At 35.2% G+C, this 26,117-nt stretch carries 26 protein-coding genes; 22 read left to right on the forward strand and 4 right to left on the reverse strand.

Features of this window, described 5'->3' with window-relative positions; all coding sequences use genetic code 11:
• Positions 1-11: 11 nt before the first annotated feature.
• A complete protein-coding gene (locus tag P2086_RS02855; RefSeq protein ID WP_317898925.1) occupies positions 12-170 on the forward strand; it encodes a hypothetical protein in 159 nt (52 codons plus the stop codon).
• On the opposite strand, the gene P2086_RS02860 is transcribed toward P2086_RS02855, so the two are convergent.
• The 3 genes from P2086_RS02860 to P2086_RS02870 form a co-directional block, all read right to left on the reverse strand.
• Positions 171-599: a hypothetical protein gene (locus P2086_RS02860; protein WP_317898926.1), complete on the reverse strand. Its 429-nt coding sequence runs from the start codon at positions 597-599 to the stop codon at positions 171-173.
• On the reverse strand, positions 596-1,609 hold the full coding sequence (locus tag P2086_RS02865) for an SIR2 family protein (protein WP_317898927.1): 1,014 nt from the start codon (positions 1,607-1,609) through the stop codon (positions 596-598). Before P2086_RS02865 ends, P2086_RS02860 begins: the two co-directional genes overlap by 4 nt.
• Positions 1,610-2,049: 440 nt before the next feature.
• Positions 2,050-2,616 (reverse strand): hypothetical protein, encoded by a 567-nt coding sequence (locus P2086_RS02870; protein WP_317898928.1) that lies wholly within the window; start codon positions 2,614-2,616, stop codon positions 2,050-2,052.
• Positions 2,617-2,710: 94 nt separating this feature from the next.
• Here P2086_RS02870 and P2086_RS02875 point away from each other — a divergent pair, with 94 nt between their 5' ends.
• The 7 genes from P2086_RS02875 (at position 2,711) to P2086_RS02905 (ending at position 7,420) form a co-directional block, all read left to right on the forward strand.
• Positions 2,711-2,929 carry a helix-turn-helix domain-containing protein gene (locus P2086_RS02875; RefSeq protein WP_317898929.1) on the forward strand — a complete coding sequence of 73 codons (219 nt, stop codon included), beginning with the start codon at positions 2,711-2,713 and terminating at the stop codon, positions 2,927-2,929.
• Positions 2,930-3,030: 101 nt separating this feature from the next.
• The gene (locus P2086_RS02880) at positions 3,031-3,306 is read left to right on the forward strand and encodes a DUF2604 domain-containing protein (RefSeq protein ID WP_317898930.1); all 276 of its coding nucleotides are present in this window, start codon (positions 3,031-3,033) and stop codon (positions 3,304-3,306) included.
• The gene (locus P2086_RS02885) at positions 3,296-3,904 is read left to right on the forward strand and encodes a putative metal-binding protein (protein WP_317898931.1); all 609 of its coding nucleotides are present in this window, start codon (positions 3,296-3,298) and stop codon (positions 3,902-3,904) included. Before P2086_RS02880 ends, P2086_RS02885 begins: the two co-directional genes overlap by 11 nt.
• Complete coding sequence (locus P2086_RS02890) at positions 3,901-4,386, forward strand: hypothetical protein (protein ID WP_317898932.1); 486 nt, start codon at positions 3,901-3,903, stop codon at positions 4,384-4,386. The genes P2086_RS02885 and P2086_RS02890 overlap by 4 nt, the downstream gene beginning before the upstream one ends.
• Positions 4,387-5,958, forward strand: coding sequence for an E2 ligase fold family C protein (locus tag P2086_RS02895; RefSeq protein WP_317898933.1), 1,572 nt, complete (start codon positions 4,387-4,389; stop codon positions 5,956-5,958). It begins immediately after the preceding gene.
• Complete coding sequence (locus P2086_RS02900) at positions 5,931-6,305, forward strand: hypothetical protein (RefSeq protein ID WP_317898934.1); 375 nt, start codon at positions 5,931-5,933, stop codon at positions 6,303-6,305. The genes P2086_RS02895 and P2086_RS02900 overlap by 28 nt, the downstream gene beginning before the upstream one ends.
• Positions 6,305-7,420, forward strand: a complete 1,116-nt coding sequence (locus tag P2086_RS02905; protein WP_317898935.1) for a 5'-methylthioadenosine/S-adenosylhomocysteine nucleosidase family protein — start codon at positions 6,305-6,307, stop codon at positions 7,418-7,420. Before P2086_RS02900 ends, P2086_RS02905 begins: the two co-directional genes overlap by 1 nt.
• A gap of 276 nt (positions 7,421-7,696) precedes the next feature.
• Here P2086_RS02905 and P2086_RS02910 read toward each other — a convergent pair whose 3' ends face one another.
• A complete protein-coding gene (locus P2086_RS02910; protein WP_317898936.1) occupies positions 7,697-9,862 on the reverse strand; it encodes a M48 family metallopeptidase in 2,166 nt (721 codons plus the stop codon).
• 167 nt (positions 9,863-10,029) lie between these two features.
• Between P2086_RS02910 and P2086_RS02915 the strand changes: the two genes are divergently transcribed.
• The 14 genes from P2086_RS02915 (at position 10,030) to P2086_RS02980 (ending at position 26,117) form a co-directional block, all read left to right on the forward strand.
• On the forward strand, positions 10,030-11,652 hold the full coding sequence (locus P2086_RS02915; RefSeq protein ID WP_317898937.1) for a hypothetical protein: 1,623 nt from the start codon (positions 10,030-10,032) through the stop codon (positions 11,650-11,652).
• A gap of 136 nt (positions 11,653-11,788) precedes the next feature.
• Complete coding sequence (locus P2086_RS02920; RefSeq protein ID WP_317898938.1) at positions 11,789-12,325, forward strand: YceD family protein; 537 nt, start codon at positions 11,789-11,791, stop codon at positions 12,323-12,325.
• A 32-nt stretch (positions 12,326-12,357) separates the two neighbouring features.
• Complete coding sequence (rpmF, locus tag P2086_RS02925) at positions 12,358-12,522, forward strand: 50S ribosomal protein L32 (protein ID WP_396127451.1); 165 nt, start codon at positions 12,358-12,360, stop codon at positions 12,520-12,522.
• Between the two features lie 90 nt (positions 12,523-12,612).
• Positions 12,613-13,860, forward strand: coding sequence for a sensor histidine kinase (locus tag P2086_RS02930; protein WP_317898940.1), 1,248 nt, complete (start codon positions 12,613-12,615; stop codon positions 13,858-13,860).
• 88 nt (positions 13,861-13,948) lie between these two features.
• Positions 13,949-14,887, forward strand: coding sequence for a phosphate acyltransferase PlsX (gene plsX / locus P2086_RS02935; protein WP_317898941.1), 939 nt, complete (start codon positions 13,949-13,951; stop codon positions 14,885-14,887).
• On the forward strand, positions 14,884-15,891 hold the full coding sequence (locus P2086_RS02940; protein WP_396127452.1) for a beta-ketoacyl-ACP synthase III: 1,008 nt from the start codon (positions 14,884-14,886) through the stop codon (positions 15,889-15,891). The genes plsX and P2086_RS02940 overlap by 4 nt, the downstream gene beginning before the upstream one ends.
• A 159-nt stretch (positions 15,892-16,050) precedes the next feature.
• The gene (locus tag P2086_RS02945) at positions 16,051-18,000 is read left to right on the forward strand and encodes a T9SS-dependent choice-of-anchor J family protein (RefSeq protein WP_317898942.1); all 1,950 of its coding nucleotides are present in this window, start codon (positions 16,051-16,053) and stop codon (positions 17,998-18,000) included.
• A gap of 235 nt (positions 18,001-18,235) precedes the next feature.
• Positions 18,236-20,077, forward strand: a complete 1,842-nt coding sequence (locus P2086_RS02950) for a T9SS type A sorting domain-containing protein (RefSeq protein WP_317898943.1) — start codon at positions 18,236-18,238, stop codon at positions 20,075-20,077.
• Between the two features lie 122 nt (positions 20,078-20,199).
• Positions 20,200-21,210 carry a transaldolase family protein gene (locus tag P2086_RS02955; RefSeq protein ID WP_317898944.1) on the forward strand — a complete coding sequence of 337 codons (1,011 nt, stop codon included), beginning with the start codon at positions 20,200-20,202 and terminating at the stop codon, positions 21,208-21,210.
• A gap of 41 nt (positions 21,211-21,251) precedes the next feature.
• Positions 21,252-21,965: a hypothetical protein gene (locus P2086_RS02960; protein WP_317898945.1), complete on the forward strand. Its 714-nt coding sequence runs from the start codon at positions 21,252-21,254 to the stop codon at positions 21,963-21,965.
• Positions 21,962-22,465 carry a GNAT family N-acetyltransferase gene (locus P2086_RS02965; RefSeq protein ID WP_317898946.1) on the forward strand — a complete coding sequence of 168 codons (504 nt, stop codon included), beginning with the start codon at positions 21,962-21,964 and terminating at the stop codon, positions 22,463-22,465. The genes P2086_RS02960 and P2086_RS02965 overlap by 4 nt, the downstream gene beginning before the upstream one ends.
• Before the next feature lie 64 nt (positions 22,466-22,529).
• Complete coding sequence (locus P2086_RS02970; protein ID WP_317898947.1) at positions 22,530-23,060, forward strand: YfiT family bacillithiol transferase; 531 nt, start codon at positions 22,530-22,532, stop codon at positions 23,058-23,060.
• A 229-nt stretch (positions 23,061-23,289) separates the two neighbouring features.
• Positions 23,290-24,186, forward strand: coding sequence for a sterol desaturase family protein (locus tag P2086_RS02975; RefSeq protein WP_317898948.1), 897 nt, complete (start codon positions 23,290-23,292; stop codon positions 24,184-24,186).
• Entirely contained in the window at positions 24,186-26,117 is a 1,932-nt protein-coding gene (locus tag P2086_RS02980; protein WP_317898949.1) for an AAA domain-containing protein, read from the forward strand. Before P2086_RS02975 ends, P2086_RS02980 begins: the two co-directional genes overlap by 1 nt.

Below are 26,117 nucleotides of genomic sequence, written 5' to 3' on the forward strand. Positions count from 1 at the left end.
ACTATTTAATCATGAACGAAGAAAATACTGATTTAAAATTAATGCCAAGTCCTGTAGAAGACTTAATTGAAAAACTCTTGCAAAGTCCTCACCTGCCAAAAATTGTTGAAATACTTAATGGTTATCTGAACTTAAGGGAGACCTGGGATATTAAAGATGGTAAAAAATAATTATCCTGGCTCCTGGTAAATTCCAAGACTTTCACGAAAATTTAAGTTTAGCTCTTCATCTAATTTCCCTTTTACTTCGTTATTTGCTATAACAGATATACTGAAGTAAAAGTCTTTAACATGTTTATAATGTTCGCAAATTGCCTTCTCCCAATAACCAAGCCGATTAGGACTGCTAAAAATTATCGTTGATCTTGTGTAAGACCTAAAGTCGAAGGCTATTTTGCTATGCAGAAATAACCCCAATTCTTTTTTTACTTTAATACCCTCATGTAATTTTTCAGGCACGTTAATTGTTAAAATATAATCTTTGAATAAGTCAGTATCCTGAAACATTTTAGTTAATGTTTCAGTAATCACTTTTTGGATCAATTTCGGATTGTCCCCAATTGATTCAGTTTTGAATTTTGCCTTAGCAGTTGTAGTCATGTAGATTTTTTTAAACGTTTCGGAAAAACCTCGAAGATTTGCTTATAACTGTTTGCTTCAATTATTTGAATATTCAGCTTTTCAAAAAATAGCTTTTTACCTTCTAATATTTTATCTCTCTTTTCATTTTTATTGTAAATGAACCAAGCTTTTTTTCTTGCATCAGGATGTTTTTTATACAATTTTTCTCGCTCGATAAAAAGCCATCTCAAAAATGTTTCTTGGATTTCTAAAGATAACCCCACTATCACAATATTATTATGAAGGAAAATATCTAACCATGAATTATTACCGTGCCATTTATTAAGTTCCTTTCTGTGATTAGAAGGATTGCCCGTAGATTTCATAATCCAACGGCGAGCCTTACCCACAGCTCCCATGTAGTCAGAAAGTCCAAGTCTAATGCTGCTTGGATATTCATAAAAGCCGTGAATATGCCAAATGGCAAACTCATTTTTTGCATTTGCAATTTCTTTATGTGAATAATAAGAGTGCCACGGATAAAAAGGAGTAAATCCCGCTCGTTTACTTTTGGAATTTATTTTCTTAAATCGTAAAGGTCGAAAGAATTTTTTATTATACTGACGACTTTTCATAAACGATTCAATACTACTTGAAGATTCTTCCAATAAAAAATCGTAATTTGTTGTTAAAAGAGGTCTGTCGAGTTTTATTAATGTATCCGCCCATAACGAATGAACCTTTTGAGCGGTCCATTTTTCGAAACCTTGCCTTATCCCCTTTTTAATTGATTTATAGTCGAAAGTTTCATCTCTAGTATTACTTGAAATTTGAATTAAATCAAAAAATTCTGGGTAAGAAACTGAATTATCATTAAGAATCTTCTCATAATCATTATCGGCACCAATATATTCTTCTGCTAGGTCCGTTAATAAGTTCTTCCAGGAGCTGGTGGTTTTGCAATGATTATTAATGCCATTGCCTAAAATGAAGGCTGTTTCATTCAAATTAGGGTTTAATTCATTTCTTATGAACTGGGATAAATTCATTCTTCTAAAGTAAACAATTAAAACTTCAAAAAAACGGGCGGTTTACCGCCCGTTTTTGGTTTTTTTTCGATTCTATGTTTTGTAGCAAGAGATTATGCAAATCTCTTCTATTTTTATATTGTCCTTCATTTTTTATTCTACCTACTTTACTTTTTAAATAAAATGGCGCAAAAAAAGTAATTAATATAATTAAGAGCTTTGGACCGTTCATACGAACTAGCTCACATCCTGAATCCTACCTCACAGATTTTACAGAAGAACATTACAACCGTCTGATTTCAGTGATTGATAAAAACTTATTACATAAAACTATTACCAAATGTCACAAAAAAAACGAATTAGATGTTACTAAGATTGAATGGGTTGGTGATCATGGAATTTCAACAGATCTCAATCTCATAAGACAATTTGAACACTGGTATAATTTGCCCTAAATAACCTTACTGCTCAACCACAAACCTTTTCCCATCAGCACAAGGATAACTATTAGTTAAAGGACTTGAAATGCTATATCCACTATTAAAATCATATTGAGTGTGTGTTTCTTTGATTACAATCGGTCTGGATGAAACCAATACGCCGTCTTCATATATTTCCAATACGTTATTTGCTCCCTTTTTTAATTTGAATTCTTTCGAATTGAGACTAAGAGAATTCCAAATATCCTTATCACAAGGAGAAGCAGTTGAAGAGGTTACACTTGCTGGTACAATATCATCAATACGATTTATTGTCAAAGGAAGGCTGTCAATCCTCGCACCATCAGCAACAATATATGCTATTGCTGTGGTTGTTGGAGAAAGATTAACTGTAAAAGAATTTGTTGCTGCGTTAACTGGTGCAGTGTAATCAATCACAGCAATTGTTGTGGAAAAGGTGGAATAAGGCGACTCTATTGGTGTTGGGGTGATTGGGTCTTCTATTTTTGTTTCTTTCTTTTTGCATGAGAATGTTGTTACAGATGCTGCTATAGACAACAGGATAATTGTTTTAGTTAGTGTTTTCATAATTTTAAATTTTAAGCGAAAATAAATATAATTTTCAAATACAACAAATCCGTTGTACAACATTTCAGTTGTTTCCGCTTCTTTTATAGTACCAATGAAAAAGGAAGCACTATTAAAGAAACTAGGTAAGCGAATCCAAGAAATACGTAAGGAGAAGGGTATTACTCAGGTTGAACTAGCTAATAGCATTGGGAAGGATCAGCAGTCTATTCAGCGATTGGAAGCTGGTGGGGTTAATCCGAGTTTTTATTACCTGATGGAAGTGGCAAAGGGCCTGGACACTGAAGTTGAACAACTTATTAAAATATTGTAGTAATCATTCTGCTATCAGTTTTGAAAAGGTGAAGAAATTATTTAGCTTAGGGCTCCCCATTAGTTCAATACCTTTTAAGAAAAAAAATAAATTTTGTTATCATGCCAGAAAAACCAAAACAACAAAATCAGATTTCATTGACTTTTATTGTCAACGGAACTGAGACCGTGGTTGAAAAAGTGAATGTTCACCAGCCGCTACATGTCGCCGTGCAAAAAGCATTGGATCAAACTGGAAACACTGGCCGTCCAATTGGTGATTGGCAAGTTATTTACAATGACCAAAATTTGGATGCAAACAAGAAAGTGGAGGAGTTCAACTTTCCAGAAAATGCTGTCATCTTTTTAAGTTTAAAAGCTGGGCAAGGTGGAATATAAGGAGAGAGAGCAAGTAACTGATTTGGATGTTACAAGAAGTAAATTCGACTCCGAAATTGCTAATTATAAGGCAGTCGAATCAATATATTCTGCCAAAGGCATCTTATGCAATCGTATTGCCTTCCCCGACGTATATTTTGTATTTGCTATTCCAAAGTTAACGCCATCTCCAATTGCATTTTCGATAAAAATTAATTTTGCGAACTATGACTTTGAGCCGCCATCAGTAGTTTTCGTGCATCCATTCACTCAAGCCTTGGTCAAAAGAGATCAAATTCCGCTGTTGTTTCTTCAGATTGGACCGAATAATCCTTTCCAACCCTTAGACCTTGTACAAGGTCAAGGAGAAATGGTGCCTTTTTTGTGTATTCCAGGTATTCACGAGTATCATAACCACCCTGCACATTCAGGCGATTCGTGGTTTCTTCATAGAACTAAGGGTGAAGGGAAGTTGATCTTTATCCTTGACCAACTGTATAACCATTCTATAAAGACGGTAAAGGATTATCAGTATATTGTACAAACTACCAACATGAAAGTTCAACAAGAGTTTACGTTCCCAGCAATCACACTACCTAACATTAATTTACTTAAATGAGTGGTTTCCTGCAAATACAAAAGTTTGAATTTGGAGCTGAGACTCTTAAAGAAGCATACGCCTTTCTTAGAGAAGTAGGTACTAAGTCATACGAAGCAGTCGCCCTATTTGCTGGTGAGGTGGAGGGCAACGTGGGCATCATAAAAAAAGTGATATGTCCAGAACAAACGAGTTCGAGAAGTGAATTAGGCTTACTTTACTCTGTTGAAGGGGAAGAGTTGCACAGAATTAACATACAGCTATACAAAAACAAACTTGTTTTGCTTGCACAAATTCACACTCATCCAGGTCGGGCATACCACTCAGAAACGGATGATGAGTTTCCTATAATCTCAACATTAGGAGGTCTTTCAATTGTTGTTCCCAACTTCGCTTCTGATGAGTTAAATCATTTGAATTGGGCTTATTACCGCTTGTCTGTCACTGCCATGTGGGATGAACTGTCACAGAACGAAATAAGAAACTTGATAAAAGTAGTGTAGATGGCAATAGCGAAATATTTTTCAAAGGACCTGTTGGCGATTAATCAATTAATCAACAGCAGTCAAGATAGTTTAGAAAAAATATTATCTAGTACAAAAGTTGGAATAGGTTTCGACAAAAATGGTGCTGAAACAAAAGAAGGGGCCTTTGCATTGGATCTTATCACGAGATTACTTGCCCGTCTATATCCAAATCTCTCCATAATAGATCTTTCAAAGTCCAATGGCAAGAAGGTCAGTGCGCTTCACAAGCTTGCTAAAAACATTAATTCAAATATCGGTCTTACAGATACATTAGATGATCTCGATGTCTTAATAGTTGCTGGTCAAACAAACAAAAAACCGAAAATTAAGGGTAAACTTCTTTTTATCGGATCTGATAACTGGATTGGGAACTTTTCGCTCAATGGCACAATCAGTTTTGGAGATTCAAATAATCCATTTGGACCAGGGGTGGCGGCATGCATAGGTGCAGCAAATCTTTTTCGGGTTGTATTTCATGAGTTCTTTCAAGATAAAGGGTTGGATAAAAATCTGACTTTTTCACCTCTAACTTGCTCAATAGACGATTCTATCCATAACCCTAAATTAAAATCAGTTGACTTAAAAGATGTTTCCATTGTCGGTATTGGAGCTATCGGGAATGGCGCAATTTGGGCGTTATCGAAACTGGAAAACTTAACAGGTTCATTGAACCTAATTGATAGTGAAAAGGTTTCAATATCTAATCTGCAGAGATATGTAATGTTTGATGAGAATGATATCGAACAAAAGAAAGTAGAAGTGGCGCTTAAAAAATTTTCTTCGCCGAAACTGAAAGTAAATTTACACTTTGGCAACTGGTCAAGCTATTTAAAAGAACGAGGAGATTATAATGTTCATGTTGTGGGTGTTGCGATTGACAATAAAAAGGATAGGATCGGAATACAAAGTTCACTCCCAAGAAAGATAATAAACTCATATACCGAAGCGAATTTACTGGGAATTTCAAGACATAACGAATTCGGCGTGACAGCTTGTTTGGCTTGCGGATACATTCCTACGCAACAGGAGCGAAACTACATCAGTGAGGTTGCCGAAAATTGTAACATTCCTCAATACGTCAATCTGGTAAAGGATTACTTAAATTTAGATATACCTGTTGAGACACCAAGAATTCAAAACACAGGCAGCATTCTTGATGTTATCGCTCAAGCAAATACAATTCAAAGGGGTGAGTTGGATCAGTTTCATGGAAAGAAAATTAGTCAGTTTTATTCGGAATTCGTTTGTGGCGGCATTTCATTATCATTATCAAATTCAAGCCGTATAAGTAATGTCGATGCGCCATTAGCGTTTCAATCCGCTATGGCAGGCATATTATTAGCTGCTGAAATAATCATTGATGCTGGTGGTTATAGGAATTCACCTATTAAGCAAGTCACGCACATACACCCATTAAACATTTTTAATAAAAACAATCCTTTTAACCATCAATTAAAAAGAGACGACACTGGTCGATGTGTATGTTCTGATAATGTATTTATTAACCAATACAAAGCAAAATGGCAAGAAACACAGACTACGATCTAATTCTTTCCCATTTGATTCAGTCGTTGGATCCCAATCCAAGTTATCTTCCGCTTGCTAGGAAAGTTGAACCTACTTATAGTTTGACCGAGCCATCAGTAAAATTTTCAACAACTGAATTTCCACTAATAATGTATGATATTGTAACTAACCCTGAAATAACGGTTGATATTGTCCAAAAATGGAAAAGTCTTTGCGAAAGAAGTTCTTTTTTGTATGTCTTGGTACACGACTCACTTAAAGAGAAATCAAAAGCTATGTGCGCAAAAGAGAATTTGATAAATTGTTTGATTCTTACGTACCGTTTCAAAGTCAAAAACACTAACCGCAACGTACAGATTGACTTTTAATGAAGAAAACACTTTCTTATAGTTGCGTACCACAGCTTATTCCACCCTCACCAAAGGGCGAAAATCGTACAAAATTCTGTTTTAGATTTAAGAGTCATGGTTATAACCTGAAGGGATGTGTAATCCAAATTGAGTTTGATATCAAATCAAAAATAGAGCCAAGTGAGACATATTACTTCCCTACAATAAGCAACATTAAGTATGTAAAAAACAAGTTTACCTTTACATTAGAAGAGGTCGGCGATCAGGTATTAACTCTTCAGATCCTAGTTCTAAACTCGAATAATTTTGAAGGAGTTACAGTAAGTTCTTTAACAGAAGGGTTTGAAATTAGCCAGTCTCAAAATATAGAAACGCAACATAAAAAAATTGAACCTCTTTCTACAAAGTATCACATTTTGTTAGCCTCAGCCTTGCAGAGTGAGATTGAGCCTATTTTAAAATCAAAAAAAATTAAATGGGATTACCTCGATGAACAGAAGATAATTAAGACTGCTTCGGTGAAAGATTCGATTGGAAACGTATATAATGTACTAGTATTTTCCAAAAACCAGATGGGTATGCCAATAACTGGAGTCGCTCTTACACAAGTGATTGAAAAATATAAACCAAAATATGTTCTTTTTGTGGGAACCTGCGCTGGACTAAAAAAAGATAAAAATCTAAACAAAGGAGATGTTCTAATTCCCGAATATATTTATTGCCATGATAGCGGACGGCACGGAAAAAGTGGATTTAAATTTGAGCATCGTCACTATGATGTTGGTCCAAGTTTACACCAAATGGCTAATGATATGATTCTGAATTCCAAATACAACTTCAATATAAACACGGACTGTGGCTTTTGCTCAGGAGCAAGCGTTATAAGCAATGCACAAATGCGAGATCAAATCATAAAAGCCGCAGGAAGAAAAGTGCTCGGTTTAGATATGGAGGCATATGTAATTGCTATTATAAATCAGTTGTACACCGATGTAGAAACTATCGTCATTAAGGGTATTATGGATTTTGGAGTTAGAAAAAACGACGAATTTAAAAAGCTAGCGATCTCAAATGCAATTAAAGTCTCCTTTGACCTTATGAACTATATTATTCGAAAGGAAACTAAGGTCTGAGAAGATATTGATTATGCCTAGTACATTCTTTTGCCTTCTGTAGATCAATCGATCTGTTCAAGACCATTGATTAACATGGAAAGATATTGTATATAGCTGGTGTTATATAATTAAAAAGGAGTCCAAATTGGACTCCTTTTTGCTTTTTGACTCTCTTGGTGAGTTAAAGGGGTAATTCCCTTAATAAGGCGGGTTTTTTTATTTCCAAAATTTATTCACACCATAACAAAAACAAACAATTAGAACAATTTGCTTTCTGTAGTTCGATGCATGAAATTATTTCTTAATTGGGTGCTTTAATTCATAAAGCATTTGATAGGTTTTTGCATTCACAAGATCTTTTCTATCTTTTGTTTTAAAATACTCATACTTGCGATAAACAAGTTCGTTACTCTTTACATCAAACAAAAAGCCATAAAAATAAGTTATCTTCCTTGCGCTGCGGGTAACTATTGTTGCAACGCCGGTTTTTAGAACATACTGGGTTCCGTATTTAGCAATAACAGTAGCAATATCATCTGTATTTAGAATAATATTTTTCTCTTTATCCGTATCAAATTTTTCATCAAACCAATCATTGATAACAGAGTAATCATTTATTTTATCTACTTCTTTACTGCTCAACATTGCCGGATCAATTGTAATTAATTCAAAATTTAAACTTTCCGCACATTTATTAATTATTGTGCTATAATCCTCTTGTTTTTTATCTGAAGTCACATATTGAATTTCCTGCTTTTTTGTTTCATCAATTTTTATAAAATATGGTTCTAGTAATAAAACTTTTTCGACTTTAATTTGAGTTTTAATATTATTTTTTCGAGTTGCAGATTTGTAAGAGTTATACGAACTGAAACCCGACCTACTCAAGCTTTCAGTTGATCCAGACGAAGGAAATTTTTCTTTAAACTCATTATCATTTACAAGTAAATCAACAAATACCTCTTTATAATAAACAGTGTCGTCTCCTGCTGTCATTCTTTCTTTTTGCAGACTTGCAATGAGGTCCGTTTTCGAACGTAGTTCTTTTGGAACCGCTTGAATAGTCGTTGTTGAACTATCTTGTTTCACTTCCTCTTTTACCTTCTTTGGGGCTCGTGCAAAATCACCTAGTCCCCATTTGGTTCTTTTTATTAAGTTAAACAAGCTATCCGAAAAAGAACCAAGTGCCTTGTTGTTTGGATATTTTTTGTGAGCTCTGTAAACATAATTTAAAGACATAACCGTCCATTCGTTTTCAGGCATTTTAGAAATAAGATAATAAAGTTGCTGCGGGTAGCTTTCTATTTCTTTATAACCCGGCAGTCCGTTATTAAGATATGAATTACTAGTATAACTTATTTCACTTTTATTGTACAGCGCGATTGCATAAAGACATTTAGAAACCACTTCAGCCAAATATTCATTTGACGGGTACTTTAACGACATGATATAAGCAGCATACAAAGCATTTGGATAGTCTCTATTTTTTAAATAAAGTCTGCAAAGTTCGAAGCGAGATAAGTCGCGTATGTAATCAAACTTTTCTTGTCCAATAGCCGAGTTTATTCGATTCGTATTATCACGGTTACTTACAATTTCGGCAATTGCTTGTTTGCGCTTTTTGGTGTTAGGGTGTGTATGTTTTGTATCGTCCTCATTTGAATTGTCTTTAATCGAGGCTAATTCCGTTAAAAAATATGTTTTTGGTAAAACATAATTTTCACTTTCGAAATATGTTTTATTAAATTCCATTAACTCGAATGGAAGGTGTGCGTATTGAAGCATATCAAACGACTTTTCAGCTTGCTTTAGATTATAAGGTGTGCGTTCAAATAATTTAAACCCTTCTATATCCGCCTCGCTCTCGTTTTCTTTAGAATACTGGCACTTTTCAATAATTCGATCTTCACTACTTTTACCGTAATAATCTCTACGGTCGATTTCTGCATTTTTTACATAGCTATTTATATGGTGTTGTTTAGTGTAGTGAGAAATTTCATGACAAATAATATAGGCTAGTTGCGCTTCAGTTTCTGCCTGAGCAATTAATCCAATGTCAATAAATATATATCCTTTGTCATAACTATAGGCATTTACTACCGATGATTTTAATGTAAAAATATTTAGCTGTTTACGAAGGTTAGGATTACCCTTTAGAACAAGGTCTGCTATTTTGTTAAGATAAATCGTTATTTCATCGTTAATAAGTGTATTACCACTTCTAATGATTTTTTCAATTTCATAATTTGATGCGGTTACAAAAGTTGACTTTAAACCTCTGTCTTCATCCTTTTTATTTTTTAATTCCGTAATATCCTTTTTAATAACATCGCGTATATTTTGAGTAAAAGCTGTTGGCAATTCACCTGTTGATTTTAAAGGTGCGTAGTTTAATTTAAGATCCTGTTGAGCATTAATCGAAAAAGTTAAAGCCAAAAATAAAGTGATAATTTTTTTCATTGGTTGGGTGTGAAGTACTTTGTTTATTAAATCATAAAAATTAAAACCTCAATAAACCACACTAGTGATTACAGAGTATGCTTTGAAAGTAAAGGGATAAATATAAATAATTATTGTTTGAGCCTATGAATTTTTGGAAAAAATAATGAGCATTTTAACGTTTTGTTTTGATTACTTTTGACAGAATGCATGCGAACAGAATCAGCATAATTTTTCTACTTGTCACGTACTTAGTTTCTGCTCAATCAGATCCAATGGCGCGCAACGCCTTTATGAATCAGGGTATGCAAGAAGCCTTTGATTATTGGATTATTTCTAAACCAAATACAACATTTCATTCTTCTTTTAAACCATACCTAAGTAGCAGTTATGCAAATGCAAACGATTCGGCAGTGCCATTTAAATTTTATGCATTTAATAATTCGTTTCTAAGCAAAACGGTTAATGAAAAACCGCAAAACACCAATTGGCTGAATTTTCAGCTTCACCCAATTTTAGACCTTGAAACCGGCGTAGATTTACTTCGTTCAAAGCCTGTCATTTCAAGTATTGGCGGCCTTCACCTTAAAACAAACATTAACAATGATTTTACTTTTGCAGCTACAATTTACGGTGGTAAAAGTTCGTTTCCCTTTTTTATCGATACAAGCATTTCTAGTCAAAAAATAATTCCTGAATCTGGTCAAGCCTATGGTTCGAGTAATAACGGGTATTCATTTTTTGATTATACGGGTTATGTTTCATATAGTCCTAAAAACAATAAAATATTTAATTTTCAAGTTGGGAGAGATAAACATTTTATTGGTGATGGATACCGAAGCGTTCTATTAAGTGACTATGCAGCTGCATATCCTTATTTTAGAATCAACACCAATATTTGGCATCTTCAATACAATGTGTGGTACACAATTATGAATGACGTGAGCACTGCAGATGGTCGTAAAAAAGGTTTCAATAATAAATACGGTACTTTCCATTACTTGAGCTACGACATTATTAAAGAAATAAATATTGGGCTTTTTGAGAATATCATTTGGAAAGGTTCAGACACCAATCAAGCAAGAACGTTTGATGTGAATTATTTAAATCCCATTACTTTATTCAGACCGCAAGAATACTCTGTAGGCTCACCCGATAATTCTTTTTTAGGCGCGAATCTTAATGTAACGCTTTTTAAAAAATTAAAATTATACGCACAAATTGGATTAGATGAATTTCTTTTAAAGGAAATCAGAGCAGGAAACGGCTGGTGGGCTAATAAACAAGCCTGGCAATTTGGCGGAAAGTACATAAATGCTTTTGGTATAAAAGGCCTTAAACTACAGATAGAATATAATGAGGTAAGGCCATACACATACACACATGGGCTCGTGGATCAAAATTATTCCCATTACGGTAAAGCTCTGGCGCATCCGCTTGGCGCAAATTTTAAAGAGGTTTTAGGTTTTATAAATTACCGTAAAAATAAATCTGAGCTTAGTTGGCAGTTGCTATACGCTATAATTGGTAAAGATTCTGCGAGTACAAAATCAAATGTTGGACAAAATATATTTTTATCTTACAATACCCGAACGTCCGAATACGGCAACTATACAACGCAAGGAGTTAAAACTACCTTAGTACAAAGTCATTTAAAATACAGCTGGTACATTATCCCAAATATTAATATGCGTATAGAACTAGGATACATCCAACGTTCCGAAAAAAACGAGAAGGGTTATGCCCTTGAAAATCCCTATATTTATTTTGGTATAAAATCTAACTTTTGGAACATTTACCGCGATTTTTAACCCAAATTCTTGTCTTTTTGAGCAAAACAGTGGTGTTTTCTCATTTTTTAAGCCGTATAGTGGTCTCAAAACTGTTAATAAATTTTGTACATCAAACTAAAAGCCTATATTTGCAGTCCTTTTTAAAAAAGAGGTTATGGGAAAAAGTCAGTACATAATACAGTTTGGCGGACTACCTGTAGGTTTACACGATTTTGAATTTGATGTAAACGATTCGTTCTTTAATAGAGTTGAAAATAGTGAGGTTCAAAAAGCAGACATTCAGGTGGATGCTACTTTAACCAAACAAAATAACTTACTTCAGATGCACTTTAATATTTACGGAACAGTAGGTGTTGATTGCGACAGATGTTTGAAAGCGTTTGATTTTCCAATCGATGCAGAAGGAGATTTAGTTATTAAGCACGGCAAACCTGAAGAAAGCACCGATGAAATTTTGGTAATACCAGAAGGTGATGAAGAGTTTGATGTATCGCACTATTTATACGAATATATTATTTTAGCAATACCGGCGCGTCGTGTACCCTGCGAAATTGATGAAAAAAGTTTCAAATGTGATTACGAAACGCTCAATAAACTAAATAACCTGATAACGGATTCTGAAGAAGGGTCAGAATCAGAAAACAACCCCATGTGGGAACAACTAAATAAAATAAAATTTAATAAAAATTAAAACAAGAAACCATGCCTAATCCTAAACGAAAAATGTCACGCTCACGTAGAGATTCACGTCGCGCTACATACAAAGCACCAACTATGACCATCTCAAAAGATTCAACAACCGGCGAAGCGCATTTGATGCACCGTGCACATTGGTTTGAAGGAAAACTTTACTACAAGGGAAACGTAGTAATGGAGAAAAAGGCATAATTACAATTTCCGATTTTATTGTAGTGAATTGTATTTAAAAAGCAGGTATATTGTGCCTGCTTTTTGTATTTTAACTCATTTAAAACTCTATTGAAAAAGGTATTCTATAAAATTCTTCATTTCGGCACCGAACCTCAACACTCGTCGCATGATTTACGTAGAATTAAAACAGTAAACCTTTTAAATCTTTTAGTCATTTTTTTTCTTCTCATCGGTTTTGTAAATTATTTTATTCTTGAAACCGAATTAAAAGTTATTCCTTCTCTTGTTTTCATTTCTTTAGCGAGTTTTTCGTTGGTTTTAAGTGTTTATCGAAAAACAAACTTATCTTTTCTTCTTTTTACACTTAACGTAAACCTGTCTATTTTTTTTGTAAATAAATGTTACCCTTTAAGCGTAGGCTCTTACGTGTTTTATTACCCTGTTATTGTCAGCATTGTTCTTTTAAACAAACCTTCTATCAAGGATAGATATGCCATGCTGCATTTTAGTATGTGCGTTCTGTTTTTTTTAGCCTCATTATTTATTGATGTTCCTGAATGGAGGCTGAAGAATTTAACAGAGCATCAGATAAAACTTCTTTTATATTTCAATATTGGTATTGCTGCTGTTTTAACAGGTCTTTTAAGTGGCCTTATGAATCGTTTGATTTCAAACCAGAATAAGGAAATTTTGCTGCAAAATAAAAACTTAACCCTTGCAAAAAAAGAAATTAATCTTTCATTGAAAGAAAAAGAAATTCTGCTAGCTGAATTACATCATCGTGTAAAAAACAATCTAGCAATTATTTCAGGGCTTCTAAATTTACAAGAAGACTCCATTTCCAATGAGGAAGCTAAAAAAATTATTAGTGATAGTAAAACCCGTATTATGAGTATGGCCCTTGTGCATAAGATGCTATATGAAAATAACGAGTTAAAATCTATTGATTTAGGTAAGTATGCCTCTGAACTTATTTATGAATTATTTTACTCTTTCAACCTTTTAAAAACCGTAACAATTAATGAAGATTTTGTTGCAATTTCTATTCCGGTTAATAAATCAATTCCTTTGGGTCTTATTCTCAATGAAGTGGTTACAAATTGCATCAAATACACATTCAAATCTTCGCAAAACAAACAGGGTGTTTTTGATATTAGTCTACGCCTAAAGGGTAATTCGGCGACGCTAGTCGCTAAGGACAATGGATCAGGGTTTCCAAAGGATTTTAACGAAGATGCCGACAATCAGTCATTAGGAATTTTCCTTATAAAAACCCTTGCTGAACAAATTGATGGAAATGTTCGTTTTTCAAACGAGCAAGGTGCCAAAATAGAACTAAACTTTAATCTCAGTTAAATTTTATAAAATGCAACGCATTTTAAGATGTTTTTAAGCATTTAAAATTGTATTATTGTGCTTTGGTTAAAGTTTTAGGTATTAAAATATGAAGATTGGCTTTGATATTTTAGGTGGGGATTTTGCCCCGAAAAACTGCTTAGATGGTCTTGTTATGGCTTCCAAAGAGCTTCCCTCTGACGTAACACTAGTGTTAATTGGAGATAGCGTTATGGCAAAAGAATATTTTATTAAAAACGGCATTAGTAGCGATCAGTTTGAGTATGTTCACACCACAGATGTCATTGAAATGGGAGAGCATCCAACAAGAGCATTTTCACAAAAACCCAACAGTACAATTTCTTTAGGGTATAAATTATTGAAAGAAAAAAAAATCGATGCTTTTGCAAGTTCCGGTAATACTGGCGCAATGCTAGTTGGAGCCATGTTCACTGTAAAAGTAATTCCTGGAATTATCCGCCCTTGCATCACATCTGTTTTACCGAAAGAAAATGGCGGTATAGCACTTGTACTAGATGTGGGAACAAATGCAGATTGTAAACCAGATGTATTATATCAATTTGGTATTTTAGGGTCGATCTGCGCCAAAGAAGTTTATAAAATTAACACCCCAAAAATAGGTTTACTAAATATTGGTGGGGAGCCTGAAAAGGGGAACCTTGTAACTCAAGCTACACATGCTCTTATGAAAGAATCGAAAGATTTTAATTTCGTGGGGAATGTGGAAGGAAGGGAGGTTTTTTCAGATAAAGCAGATGTAATCGTGTGTGAAGGGTTTGTAGGAAACATTCTTCTTAAAACGGCTGAGGCATTTTTCGACCTTATTAAAAGTCGTAACCGAAGTGACGATTATTTTGATAAATTTAATTACGAAATATATGGGGGAACTCCTATATTAGGAATAAACGCAAATGTACTAATTGGTCACGGTATCTCGAGCGCGCTTGCTTTTAAAAACATGTTGTTGCTTTGTAAAGATGTGGTGGATGCCAAATTGAATGATAAAATAGAACGAATTTTTCAATGATGACTAAAGCTGCAATTACAGCCGTGGCAGGATACTTGCCAGAAAATATTCTTACAAATTCCGATCTCGAAAAAATGATCGATACTACAGATGAGTGGATAACTACACGCACTGGAATTAAAGAAAGACACATAGAAAACGATCCTGGAAAAGCCACTTCAGATATGGCCGTGGAAGCTGTTAAACTGCTTTGTAAAAAAAGCGGAATGGGTGTTGAGGAAATTGATTTACTCATTTGTGGCACCGTAACGCCCGATATGGTTTTTCCCGCAACATCAAATATTATCTGCGCAAAACTGGGCGCAAAAAATGCATGGGGTTTTGATTTGGGAGCCGCCTGTTCAGGTTTCATATATGGATTATCAGTAGGTGCACAGTTCATCGAAACAGGGAAATACAAAAAAGTAGTGGTGGTTGGTGCTGACATGATGAGTCGCATTATTGATTACGAAGACAGAGCTACCTGTGTTATTTTTGGAGATGGTGCCGGAGCAGTTTTGCTTGAACCGACCAAAGAAGAGGTTGGAATACTTGATTTTATTTTACATGCCGATGGTAATGGCGCTGCACATCTACACATGAAGGCGGGTGGATCTCTCAGACCTCCCAGTCATGAAACTGTAGATAGCAAAATGCATTTTGTTCATCAGGAAGGTCAAGCTGTTTTTAAACACGCGGTATACAACATGGCTGAGGTGAGTGCTAAAATCATGGAACAAAATGACTTAAAGGCTGAAGACGTAACTTGGCTGGCTGCTCATCAAGCTAATAAACGCATTATTGACGCCACTGCTTCTCGCATGGGCATTGGTAAAGAAAAAGTAATGATGAATATTGAAAACTACGGTAATACTACTGCTGGCACAATACCTTTGTTGTTATGGGACTACGAAAAACAGCTGAAAAAAGGCGACAATATTATTCTTTCTGCATTTGGTGGAGGGTTTACCTGGGGTGCTATTTACCTTAAATGGGCTTACGACGGAAGTAAAATTGGCAAATAGTTCTACTTTTCGATTGTTTTTTCGCTTAAAAGGCTTTTTCGCAACTTATAAAGTTTTATGAATTAAACGATCATTCGTATTTATCCTATTACAGATAAAAGTTAATATTTTGTCGATTCAGATGTAGATTACTACATTTGGTATTCCACCTAAAATACGATGATGAAAAAACAATTATTAATCCCCGTTTTTTTGACCTTAGTTATTGGTCTTAATGCTCAAACACCGCGTATGTCCCTATATGAGGAATTTACAGGCGAAACTTGTCCACCATGTGCGGCGACTAACCCTAAATTGAATGACACCCTGGCATTACCTGGTAATGTTGCAAAAATGATAGCAATAAAATGGCAAGTACCAATTCCTTCGGCACCTACAAAAACATGGTCATTATATCAAACTGATAAAGCTGAAATTGATTGGAGATGGAAAGCCACTGGTTACGGATACAATCCTCCGATTAACTCAGCGCCTTCTAGCAAAATAGATGGGCAAGAGGCGACCGTTTTTGGCGCTGCATCTAGTCATCCAGCAAATCTAAATAGTGCCGTTATTAGTGCTGCGCAATCTCATACTTCAGCGTTTTCTGTTACCATGTCGCGCGCGTGGAATAAAACATGTACTGCTGTTAACTTAACTGTTACTATTCAAGCTACCGCTCCTTTCACTTCTGTAGGCCCACTGATTTTTAGAACCGTAATGGTTGAACGTTTGATACAATTTAGTGTTCAACCAGGAACAAATGGTGAAACAAAATTTGAAGACGCGGTAATTAAATCTTTCCCTACTATTCAAGGTGGCGTAGCAATGGCTGGCACGTGGACAATAGGACAAACGCAAACTTTCACATTAAGCTGCACTCTGCCGTCGTACACCAGAAAAAAAGATGAGGTGGCAATGGTTGGATTTATACAGGATGATGGTAACAGAAAAGTACAACAGGCTGTGAGAGCTGATAAACAAAGTATTCCGCAAAATGCTCTTTCCGGTATTTCGGCAGAAGTAGATCTCACTTGTACAGGCATGATCACTCCAACAGTTGTAGTTAAAAATGAAGGGTCGGTAAATGCTATTACCGCCTTAACGCTTACGCCATATATTGATGCTGTTGCAGGTGCGCCTTTTCCTTGGACTGGAAATATTCTTCCCGGTGCTTCAGCAGTTATTACGTTAAACTCGCTAAGTGCCTCAGCTGTTAGCGGAGGTCACTCTTTTTTCTGCGATATAGATATGCCTTCACCTGTTTATAATCTTATTAAAAACGAAACTGGTTTAAATTATATGGTTAGCACAACTTATCAGGGTAGTCCGGTAGCAGAAGGTTTTGTAAGTACACTATACCCCCCTGCGGGATTTGGAATTATTAATAATAACGGCGGCCCTTCTTGGACAAGAAACGGCCTTACTGGTGGTTATAACTTAAGTACCGAGTCTTCGAAATACGATTTTTATAGCAACACAGTAATTGGTGATCAAGATGAAATGTATTTACCACCAATGAATCTTTCAAATGTTTCAAATCCAGAACTCACGTTTGATTTAGCCTATGCTCAACGTAATACAAACAGTGATGATGCTTTAGAGGTTTTTATATCTGACGATTGCGGGCTTAGTTGGACAAATGTTTATTATCAGCATGGCCCTACGCTTGCTACAACTCCGCCAACAACTTCACCATATTTTCCCGACCCGAGCGATCCTTCGCACTGGAGAACTGATTTTATTGATCTTTCAGCGTACAAGAAACCAAATCTGCTATTTAAATTTGTTACTACCAGTAATAACGGAAATAATTTATACTTAGATAATATAAATCTTGCTTTTGGTACCGGTATTAACACTAAGTCTAATGGATTATTTAATGTAAGCTTGTATCCTAATCCAACTAGTGGAACTACACAGCTTAAGTTGAATGGTATGAAAGCTGGCTTAGCTTCTATTTCAATCATAAATACGTTGGGACAAGTTGTTTACTCTACTCAAACCTCTCTAAATGAAGGTGCAAATACGGTTCAATTTAGCACTCAGGAATTTACAACTGGCATATACTCAGTTAAGATTGAAGCTAACAATAGCTTTATCGTTAAAAAATTAAGTGTAAGTAAATAGTTGCAACTATTCATAGATATAGAAAAACCGCTTTTTAGGCGGTTTTTTTTATTTTACGCATCAATCAACTTTCTAAATCGAATTCACTGATATTTAAACTCTAAACCAAATCTAAATTAACATATCTCAATTTAGATGGCCAAATTCAGCAAAACGGCTTAAAAATCTTTGAATTAAAGGATCGGTTCATTATATTTGATGTTCAATTTATTTTTTAATTAAAACTAAACACATCATGAAAAGAAGTTTACTAAGTTTTTTTGCTGCGTCCTCTGTGTTGACAGCGTTTGCTCAATTACCGGTAGGTACCGCACCGGAAAATAAAAGAGTGGTTCTTGAAGAATTTACAGGTATCCATTGCGGATACTGTCCTGATGGGCATGTGAAGGCCAACGCTATGGTGACTGCTAATCCTAACAAAGTGTTTTTGATAAATATACATTCTGGTTCTTTTGCGACAGCTGCCGCTGGTGAGCCAGACTTTAAAACTACAGAAGGTACTGCAATAGATGGTATGGCTGGTCAACTTATTGCTGGTTATCCTGCGGGAACAGTTAATAGAAGAGTATTTTCTAGTCCTCAAAATCCAGGCGGTATGGCACAAAGCCGTGGTACTTGGGCTGCTTCGGGGGCTATTGTAATGGCTGAGTCAGCTTATTGCAACGTTGCCTTACAAGGAACTATTAACGTGACAACACGTGTTTTAACGGTACAAGCAGAGGTTTATTATACAGGAACTAGTACCGTTTCAACTAACAATCTTCACATCATGTTGCTTGAAGACGGTATTGTTGGTCCACAGTCTAACTATGGTAATCCTTATTGGAATTCATCAAATTATAATGCTGATGGTACTTATAATCACAATCACGTATTACGTAAAGTAATTACTCCAGGTGTTGGTGGCTTAACTATTCCAACTCCTACTATGGGCGTTACTTTTTCTACTACTCAATCTTATACAATTCCTCTTACTTATGGTGCATCAGGTAAAACTACTGAATGTTTATTAGGAAGATTAGAACTTGTTGGTTTTGTAACTGAAACAGATAGAAACACAATTAATGCTGCAGCTGGCCCTATCTCTTTAACTGGATTTACATCTACTTTAGACGTTGCAACGAACAGCCTTAAAACAGAGACTGAAATTTGCGCAGGCAATTTAAATCCTTCTTTCAAATTTACAAACCTAGGTTCAACTCCTGTAACTGCTGCGGTATTTTCATATAAAGTAAACAATGGGGCAGTAACTAATTACAACTGGACTGGAGCTGCCATAAACCCTATGACTACATCTGGTATTATTACAATTCCTACCATTGCTTTCACTCCAAATGCTTCTAATTCTTTAGATATTGACGTTGTATCTGTTAACGGATCTACAGATCAAAATTTAGTAAATAATCCATTAGCTAAAACAATTGCTGTTACAACTAAAACAGCTAATAGTTTAAGTATGGTAATGCAGTTTACTCAAGATCAGTACGGTTCAGAAAGCAAATGGACAGTTTACGATGAACTTACTAATGCCGTTATTGAGACTGATGGGCCTTTTACAAATTTATCTGCATCTGGTACCGCACTGCATACAAAATCTTTTACTATTGACTCTAACACTTGTTACAGACTTGTTGTTGAAGATTCGTATGGTGATGGTATAAATGCTGGTTTTGGTGTTGGTGGTTACGTATTAAAATCTGGAACTACCGCCTTAATTACATCTAATGGAGTGTATGCTAAGGGCGAAGAAAAGTATTACAAATCTTTCCGTCCTGCAATGCCAGTTGTAACTGTTGGTATTTTAGAAAGCAACATGAATATTGGTTCTGTGAACTTATTTCCTAATCCAACTTCAGGAAATACTAGTTTATCTATAGAATTAACACAAAACGAAACGCTTTCTATTTCTGTTGTAAATACTATTGGACAAATTGTTTATTCTTCAGTGTCAAATGAAATGAATGCAGGTAAAAACACTATTCAATTAAATGCTCAAAACTGGGCAAATGGTGTTTATTTTGTAAATATTTCTTCAGACAAAGGAGTAACAAATAAAAAACTTACTGTGAACAAATAATATTTGTTTTACAGAATAACAAAACCCCGCCTCCGATAATTCTGAGGCGGGGTTTTGTGTTTATATAAATCCCAGTAAATTCATTTTTTTTTCCTTTCTTTACATCTTAATTTAAGAGAAATATGGAATTATATTTAGATTCGGCCAATTTAAAAGAAATTGAAGAAGGTTTTAAGTTGGGATTTTTAGATGGCTTAACTACTACGCCAACCTTTATGCAAAAGGAAGGCATTACAGATATTGATGGTACTATTGTAAAACTGAGTAAAATTGTTCCAGTTCTTCAAATAGAAGCATTGGGAAATACAGCTGAAGAAGTTTTAGCAGAAGCAGAACGTCAGTTAGCACTCGGATTGGATCCTAAAAAAACAGTTTTTAAAATTCCAGTTTCCTTAGAAGGTGTTAGGGCTTGTAAAATGCTAAGAGATAAAGGTTATTTAGTTAACGTGCATTTGGTATATACATTGCAACAAGCTTATATGGCAATGCAAGCGGGCGCTACCTATGTTTGTCCACTAGTTGGTCGTTTACAAGATCAGGGACATGATGCTTTAACTTTAGTAGAACAATGTGTGGATGCTGTTGAGGTTTATGGCTACGATACTAAAATTATGTTTTCTTCTGTTCGTCATGCAGAACATGTTCGAAATGCTATTAACATTGGTGTTCACACTATTACTGTTCCGTTAAAAGTATTAAAACAACTCACTGAAAATAATTTCACCACTTTAGGAACAGATCAGTTTATTGCTGATACTCGTTTAATGATGGTAAAAGTGAAAGAAGCAATTAACGAAGTGAACCCTGTTGTTGCAGAAGAAACTAACATTATTGACGCTATCGTTAAAATGACAGAATATAATTTCGGTGCAATTACTGTTGTTAAAAAAGACGGCAGTATTAAAGGCGTTTTTACTGACGGATCTTTGCGCAAATTAATTCAAGATAAGGGTCGTGATATTTTAAATAAAAAATTAAATGATTTGGAATACCGCACACCAATTACTATTGAAGGAAGTGTTTTATTAAATGAAGCAAATGTTTTGTTTAAAAAAACTTCTGTAGATACTATTGTGGTGACAGAAAACGGCAAACCAATTGGAATGCTCGATATTCAGGATTTAAAATCTTAAACTAAAACTCTAAGCCCTTCGTAAGCGAAGGGCTTTTTTTTATGACAGAGCTCGAAAACTTATATGGCGTGTTAGGTGGAAGGTTTATTACACCGGCTAATGACATTAAAAACAAACTCCAAAAAATTAAAGCCTTTGTCTTTGATTGGGACGGTGTTTTTAATGATGGGCAAAAACAAGCTTCTGGTGGTAGTAATTTTAGTGAGGTAGACAGCATGGGTCAAAATCTTTTAAGGTTTTCGTATTTTTTAAAAAATAAAATCTTGCCGCTCACCGCTGTATTAAGTGGAGAAAAGAACGATACTGCTTTTTATTTTAGTGAGCGTGAATGTTTAAATTATTCCTTATTCAAAGTTCCTCACAAACTTGCAGCCTTAGAATTTCTTTGTGAAAAAGAAAAATTGCAAGCCGAAGAAATTGCTTACTTTTTTGATGATGTTTTGGATATTCCTGTAGCAGAGCGCTGCGGGCTTCGAATGATGGTTAATCAAAAAGCCAATCCTTTATTTAGCAATTATTGCATTAAGAATAAATTGGTAGATTATCTCAGTGCAAGCAAGGGCGGATCATTCGCTGTGAGGGAAATGACAGAATTATTAATTGGTCTGAATGGAAATTACGATGAGGTAATGACCGAGAGGAAAAATAATTCAGATAACTACCAAGACTACATTAAACAAAGAAGGTCTGTTAAACCTCTTTTTTACACTTTAGGTGACAATAAAATAGAAAAAGTTGAATCGCCACTTATATGAATCCTACTCTGAAATACAGAACAGGTAACTTAAATGATCTAAAAGAACTAAAAGCACTTGGACTAGTTACTTTTGGTCAATATCAGTCTCAATTACTTCCCGAACATTGGAAAACGTTGCTAGACAATCTTCAAAACGAAGAAAGACTTTTAGAACTCATTAAAGTTTCAAAGACATTTGTATGCCTGCACGATAACAAAATAATCGGGCGAGCTTTTCTTGTACCTAAAGGAAATCCAACACCCATTTTTGAAAAAGAATGGGCGCAAATTCGTATGGTTGGTGTTGATTCTAACTATGCCGGGCAAGGAATAGCAAAAGAATTAACACGATTATGCATTGAAGAAGCAAAACAACTCAACGAAAAAATAATTGCCTTGCATACTTCTGAAATGATGGTTGCCGCCAGACACATTTATGAAAGTATAGGTTTTAAGCAAGTAAAAGAAATAGACGATTTGTTCGGAAAACGTTACTGGTTATATCATCTGGAAATATAGAACAATTTAATTAGTTTAATTGAGGCAGATTTAATAGTCTGCAAATACTATTAATTTAATGATTATGGAAGATTTAAAATATCCTATTGGGCAATATAAGGTCCCTGAAATATTCAGTACTGAGATATTAAACCCGTACATAGAAACGATCAAAAAATTTCCGCACAATCTTAAATCTGCAATCCAAGGCATGAATGTGTCACAATTAAACACACCATATCGTCCTGAGGGATGGACAGTGGCGCAGGTAGTAAATCATTGCGCAGATAGTCATATAAACGCACTTATTCGTTTGAAGCTTGCTTTAACTGAAAACACACCAATAATAAAACCGTATCAAGAGGCTTTATGGGCTGAGCTAGCGGGAGGTAATGACACATCTTTACAAAATGCCTTTCAAATACTTGAAGGTGTTCACGCGAAACTTGGAATTGTATTAGACTCTTTAACAGAAGAACAATGGCTGCGTGGATACATCCATCCCGAAAAAAATAGAGAGGTGAAGTTAAACGAATTTGCGGGCTCATATGCCTGGCATGGAGAACATCATTTGGCGCATATTACCGAGTTGAAGAAAAAAATGGGCTGGGTCTGACTTCGACTACCCTTCGACAAGCTCAAGGCAGGCTGTTCAGTCTGACTGTAGCTTCGCGGACACACTGCTTTTTTCAACACAGAAAAAGTTGAGGGACAGAGGAACACGGAGAGATTTTCGAACACTAATTAGAATGAATCTCAGTGGCTCGGTGCCTCAGTCCCTCTGTGTTAAATTAGGAGTGGTAGTGGTTTTAATTTTACCATAAACTCCCTATCTTTGCAGCCTAATGAACGAATTTAGAGAAGAGCTACTAATTAAACTTTCTATTCCGATTTATGCTCTTGTAATTGGACTGGAAATTTTCTATAGTTATTGGCATGATAAAAAATATTATTCTACCAAAGGAATTTTATCAAACATATATTTAACTGCGCTTAATTTTTCTTTGGATATTTTGGTGCGTGGAATTTGTCTTGGAGTACTCTGGTATTTTTACCAATTTAAATTCACAGAAGTTAATAAAGAGATTCATCCGTTATTATATTGGAGTGTACTTTTAGTTGCTCAGGATTTTCTTTTTTATTGGTTACATCGCGTAGACCATTACTGTCGCTTATTTTGGGCGGTGCATGTTACACATCATTCATCGGAAGAATTTAATTTAACTGTTGGTTTTCGATCTTCCGTTTTTCAACCTCTGTATCGTTTTATTTATTTTATTCCACTTTCATTTGTAGGATTTGATCCTTTGGATGTGATGTTTATGTACGCAGCTACGCAAATATTCGGAATTTTAATTCACACCAAAACCGTTGACAAGCTTGGTTTCTTAGAATGGTTCTTTTCAACGCCTTCGCATCACCGTGTGCACCACGCCTGTAACATAAAATATCTTGATAAAAACATGGGGATGGTTTTTATTATTTGGGATCGTTTGTTTGGCACTTTTGAAGAAGAAAAAGAAGAGGTTGTATATGGTTTAACAAGTAATTTAAAATCCTACAATCCTGTCAACATGGTTTTTCATGAGTGGAAAAATATTCTCAGCGATATTATAAAAAAGAAAGCGCCACTCAAAGCTAAAATTATGTACGTATTTGGTCCGCCAGGATGGAGTCACGATGGCAGCACAAAAACAAGCAGACAATTACGCGCTGAACTAAAAAACAAAAACAAGCATTGATGGCAAAACTATCCGCCGTCGAGCGTTTAAAGCACGTTAAAACCTTATTAAAAATTGAACGTGACGAAGATTATCGTTTATACAAAGAACTATTTTTACGTGTAAATCTTGAGCAACGAAAAAAAAACGGCGTCACCTGGTACCCCATAAAAATAAATAACGAAGAGTTAGGCTCAGGTGAACTTTTGCATTTAGAAATTGAACGCACGTCGCAAATTGACAAACCACATCAATTCAGTTCTGGAAAAAACGTAAGTCTCTTTAGCAATCAGCAAAACGAAACGCATGAAATAACCGGCACAATTAAATCAGTTTCTAAAAATTCTTTGAAGCTTATTATTCACTGTGATGAACTGCCCGACTGGTGCTACGAAGGAAAACTAGGTTTAAATATACAATTCGACGATAACAGTTATAACGAAATGCAACGCGCTTTGGATCAGGTGATAGATGCAAAGCACAACCGAGTTGCCGAATTGAGAGAAATGATAGAAGGGGAGTTACCGCTGACTTTTGAAAAAATAAATGATGAGCTTTTGATTCCTCAGCTAAATTTATCACAAAACAGAGCGATTCGCCATGTAATGTCTGTGAAAGATATCGGCGTAGTGCATGGTCCGCCCGGCACAGGAAAAACAACAAGTTTAGTACAAGCGATTCGCTTAACCTTACAAACAGAAAAACAAGTTTTGGTATGTGCACCAACTAATTCAGCAGTAGATCTTTTAACAGAAAAATTAGTTGAACTAGGGATCGATGTATTACGTTTAGGTCACCCCGCGCGTATGGCTGAAGAATTGCTCGCTAGCAGCATGGATGGAAAAATTTCCTCCTCACCTTATTACAAAGACATAAAAAATCTACGCCGAAATGCTGAAGAGTATTTCAAAATGGCTGGTAAATATAAACGGAAGTTTGGAAAAGAAGAAGCGCAGCAACGAGCAGCTCTTTATACAGAAGCTAAAAATTGCATTAAGGAAGCGCGTTTGCTAGAAGATTTTATTGTAGATGAATTATTTAAAACTTCCCAGGTAATTTGCTGTACTCCTGTAACAAGTACACACAGAGCACTTGTTCGAAAACGGTTTGATACTTTGTTTTTTGATGAGGCTTCTCAAGCACTAGAACCAATGGTGTGGATTCCGCTTTTAAAGTGTAAGCGTTTGATTTTATCAGGTGATCATTTTCAATTACCACCTGTTGTAAAAAGCATAGAGGCAAAGCGCGGTGGACTTGATGAAACTTTATTAGACAAATGTATTAGTTTAAAAGATTCAGTTGTACTCCTAAATAGGCAGTATAGAATGAATACAGCTATAATGGGCTTTAGCAATTCGTACTTTTATAAAAACGAATTAATTGCTGATGAAACAGTGGCTACACACGTTTTAGTGAACGATGAAGAATCTTACCTAAGTAAAAGCATTGAATTTATTGATACAGCTGGATGTAGTTTTGATGAAATCCAGAATCCTGAAACATTGAGTTATTCAAATCCAAAAGAAGGAAATATCCTTTTCAAACATTTACAACAACTTCTTATTGATTACTCAACTCAAACCGATTTAGCTTCCATTTCTATAGGAATAATTTCTCCTTACAAAGAACAGCGTGAGTGGTTAAAGGAAAACATCACACAGCTAGAATTAGAAAAAGGTAAATTAAGTTCTTTGAGTGTAAAAACAATTGACGGCTTCCAAGGAGAAGAAAGAGATGTTATCTATATTAGTCTTGTTCGAAGTAATGATAATCACGAAATTGGTTTTTTAAATGATTTGCGACGCATGAATGTTGCGATAACGCGGGCAAAGAAAAAACTCGTAGTGATTGGTGACAGCGCTACAATTGCTTCAAGCGACTTTTATCAAAGTTTTTTGGAGTATTGCGAAAAAAACGGAATGTACAGAACGGCCTGGGAATGGGCTAATTGA

The sequence above is a fragment of the Aurantibacillus circumpalustris genome (assembly GCF_029625215.1).
GTDB classification, from domain to species: Bacteria; Bacteroidota; Bacteroidia; order B-17B0; family Aurantibacillaceae; genus Aurantibacillus; species Aurantibacillus circumpalustris.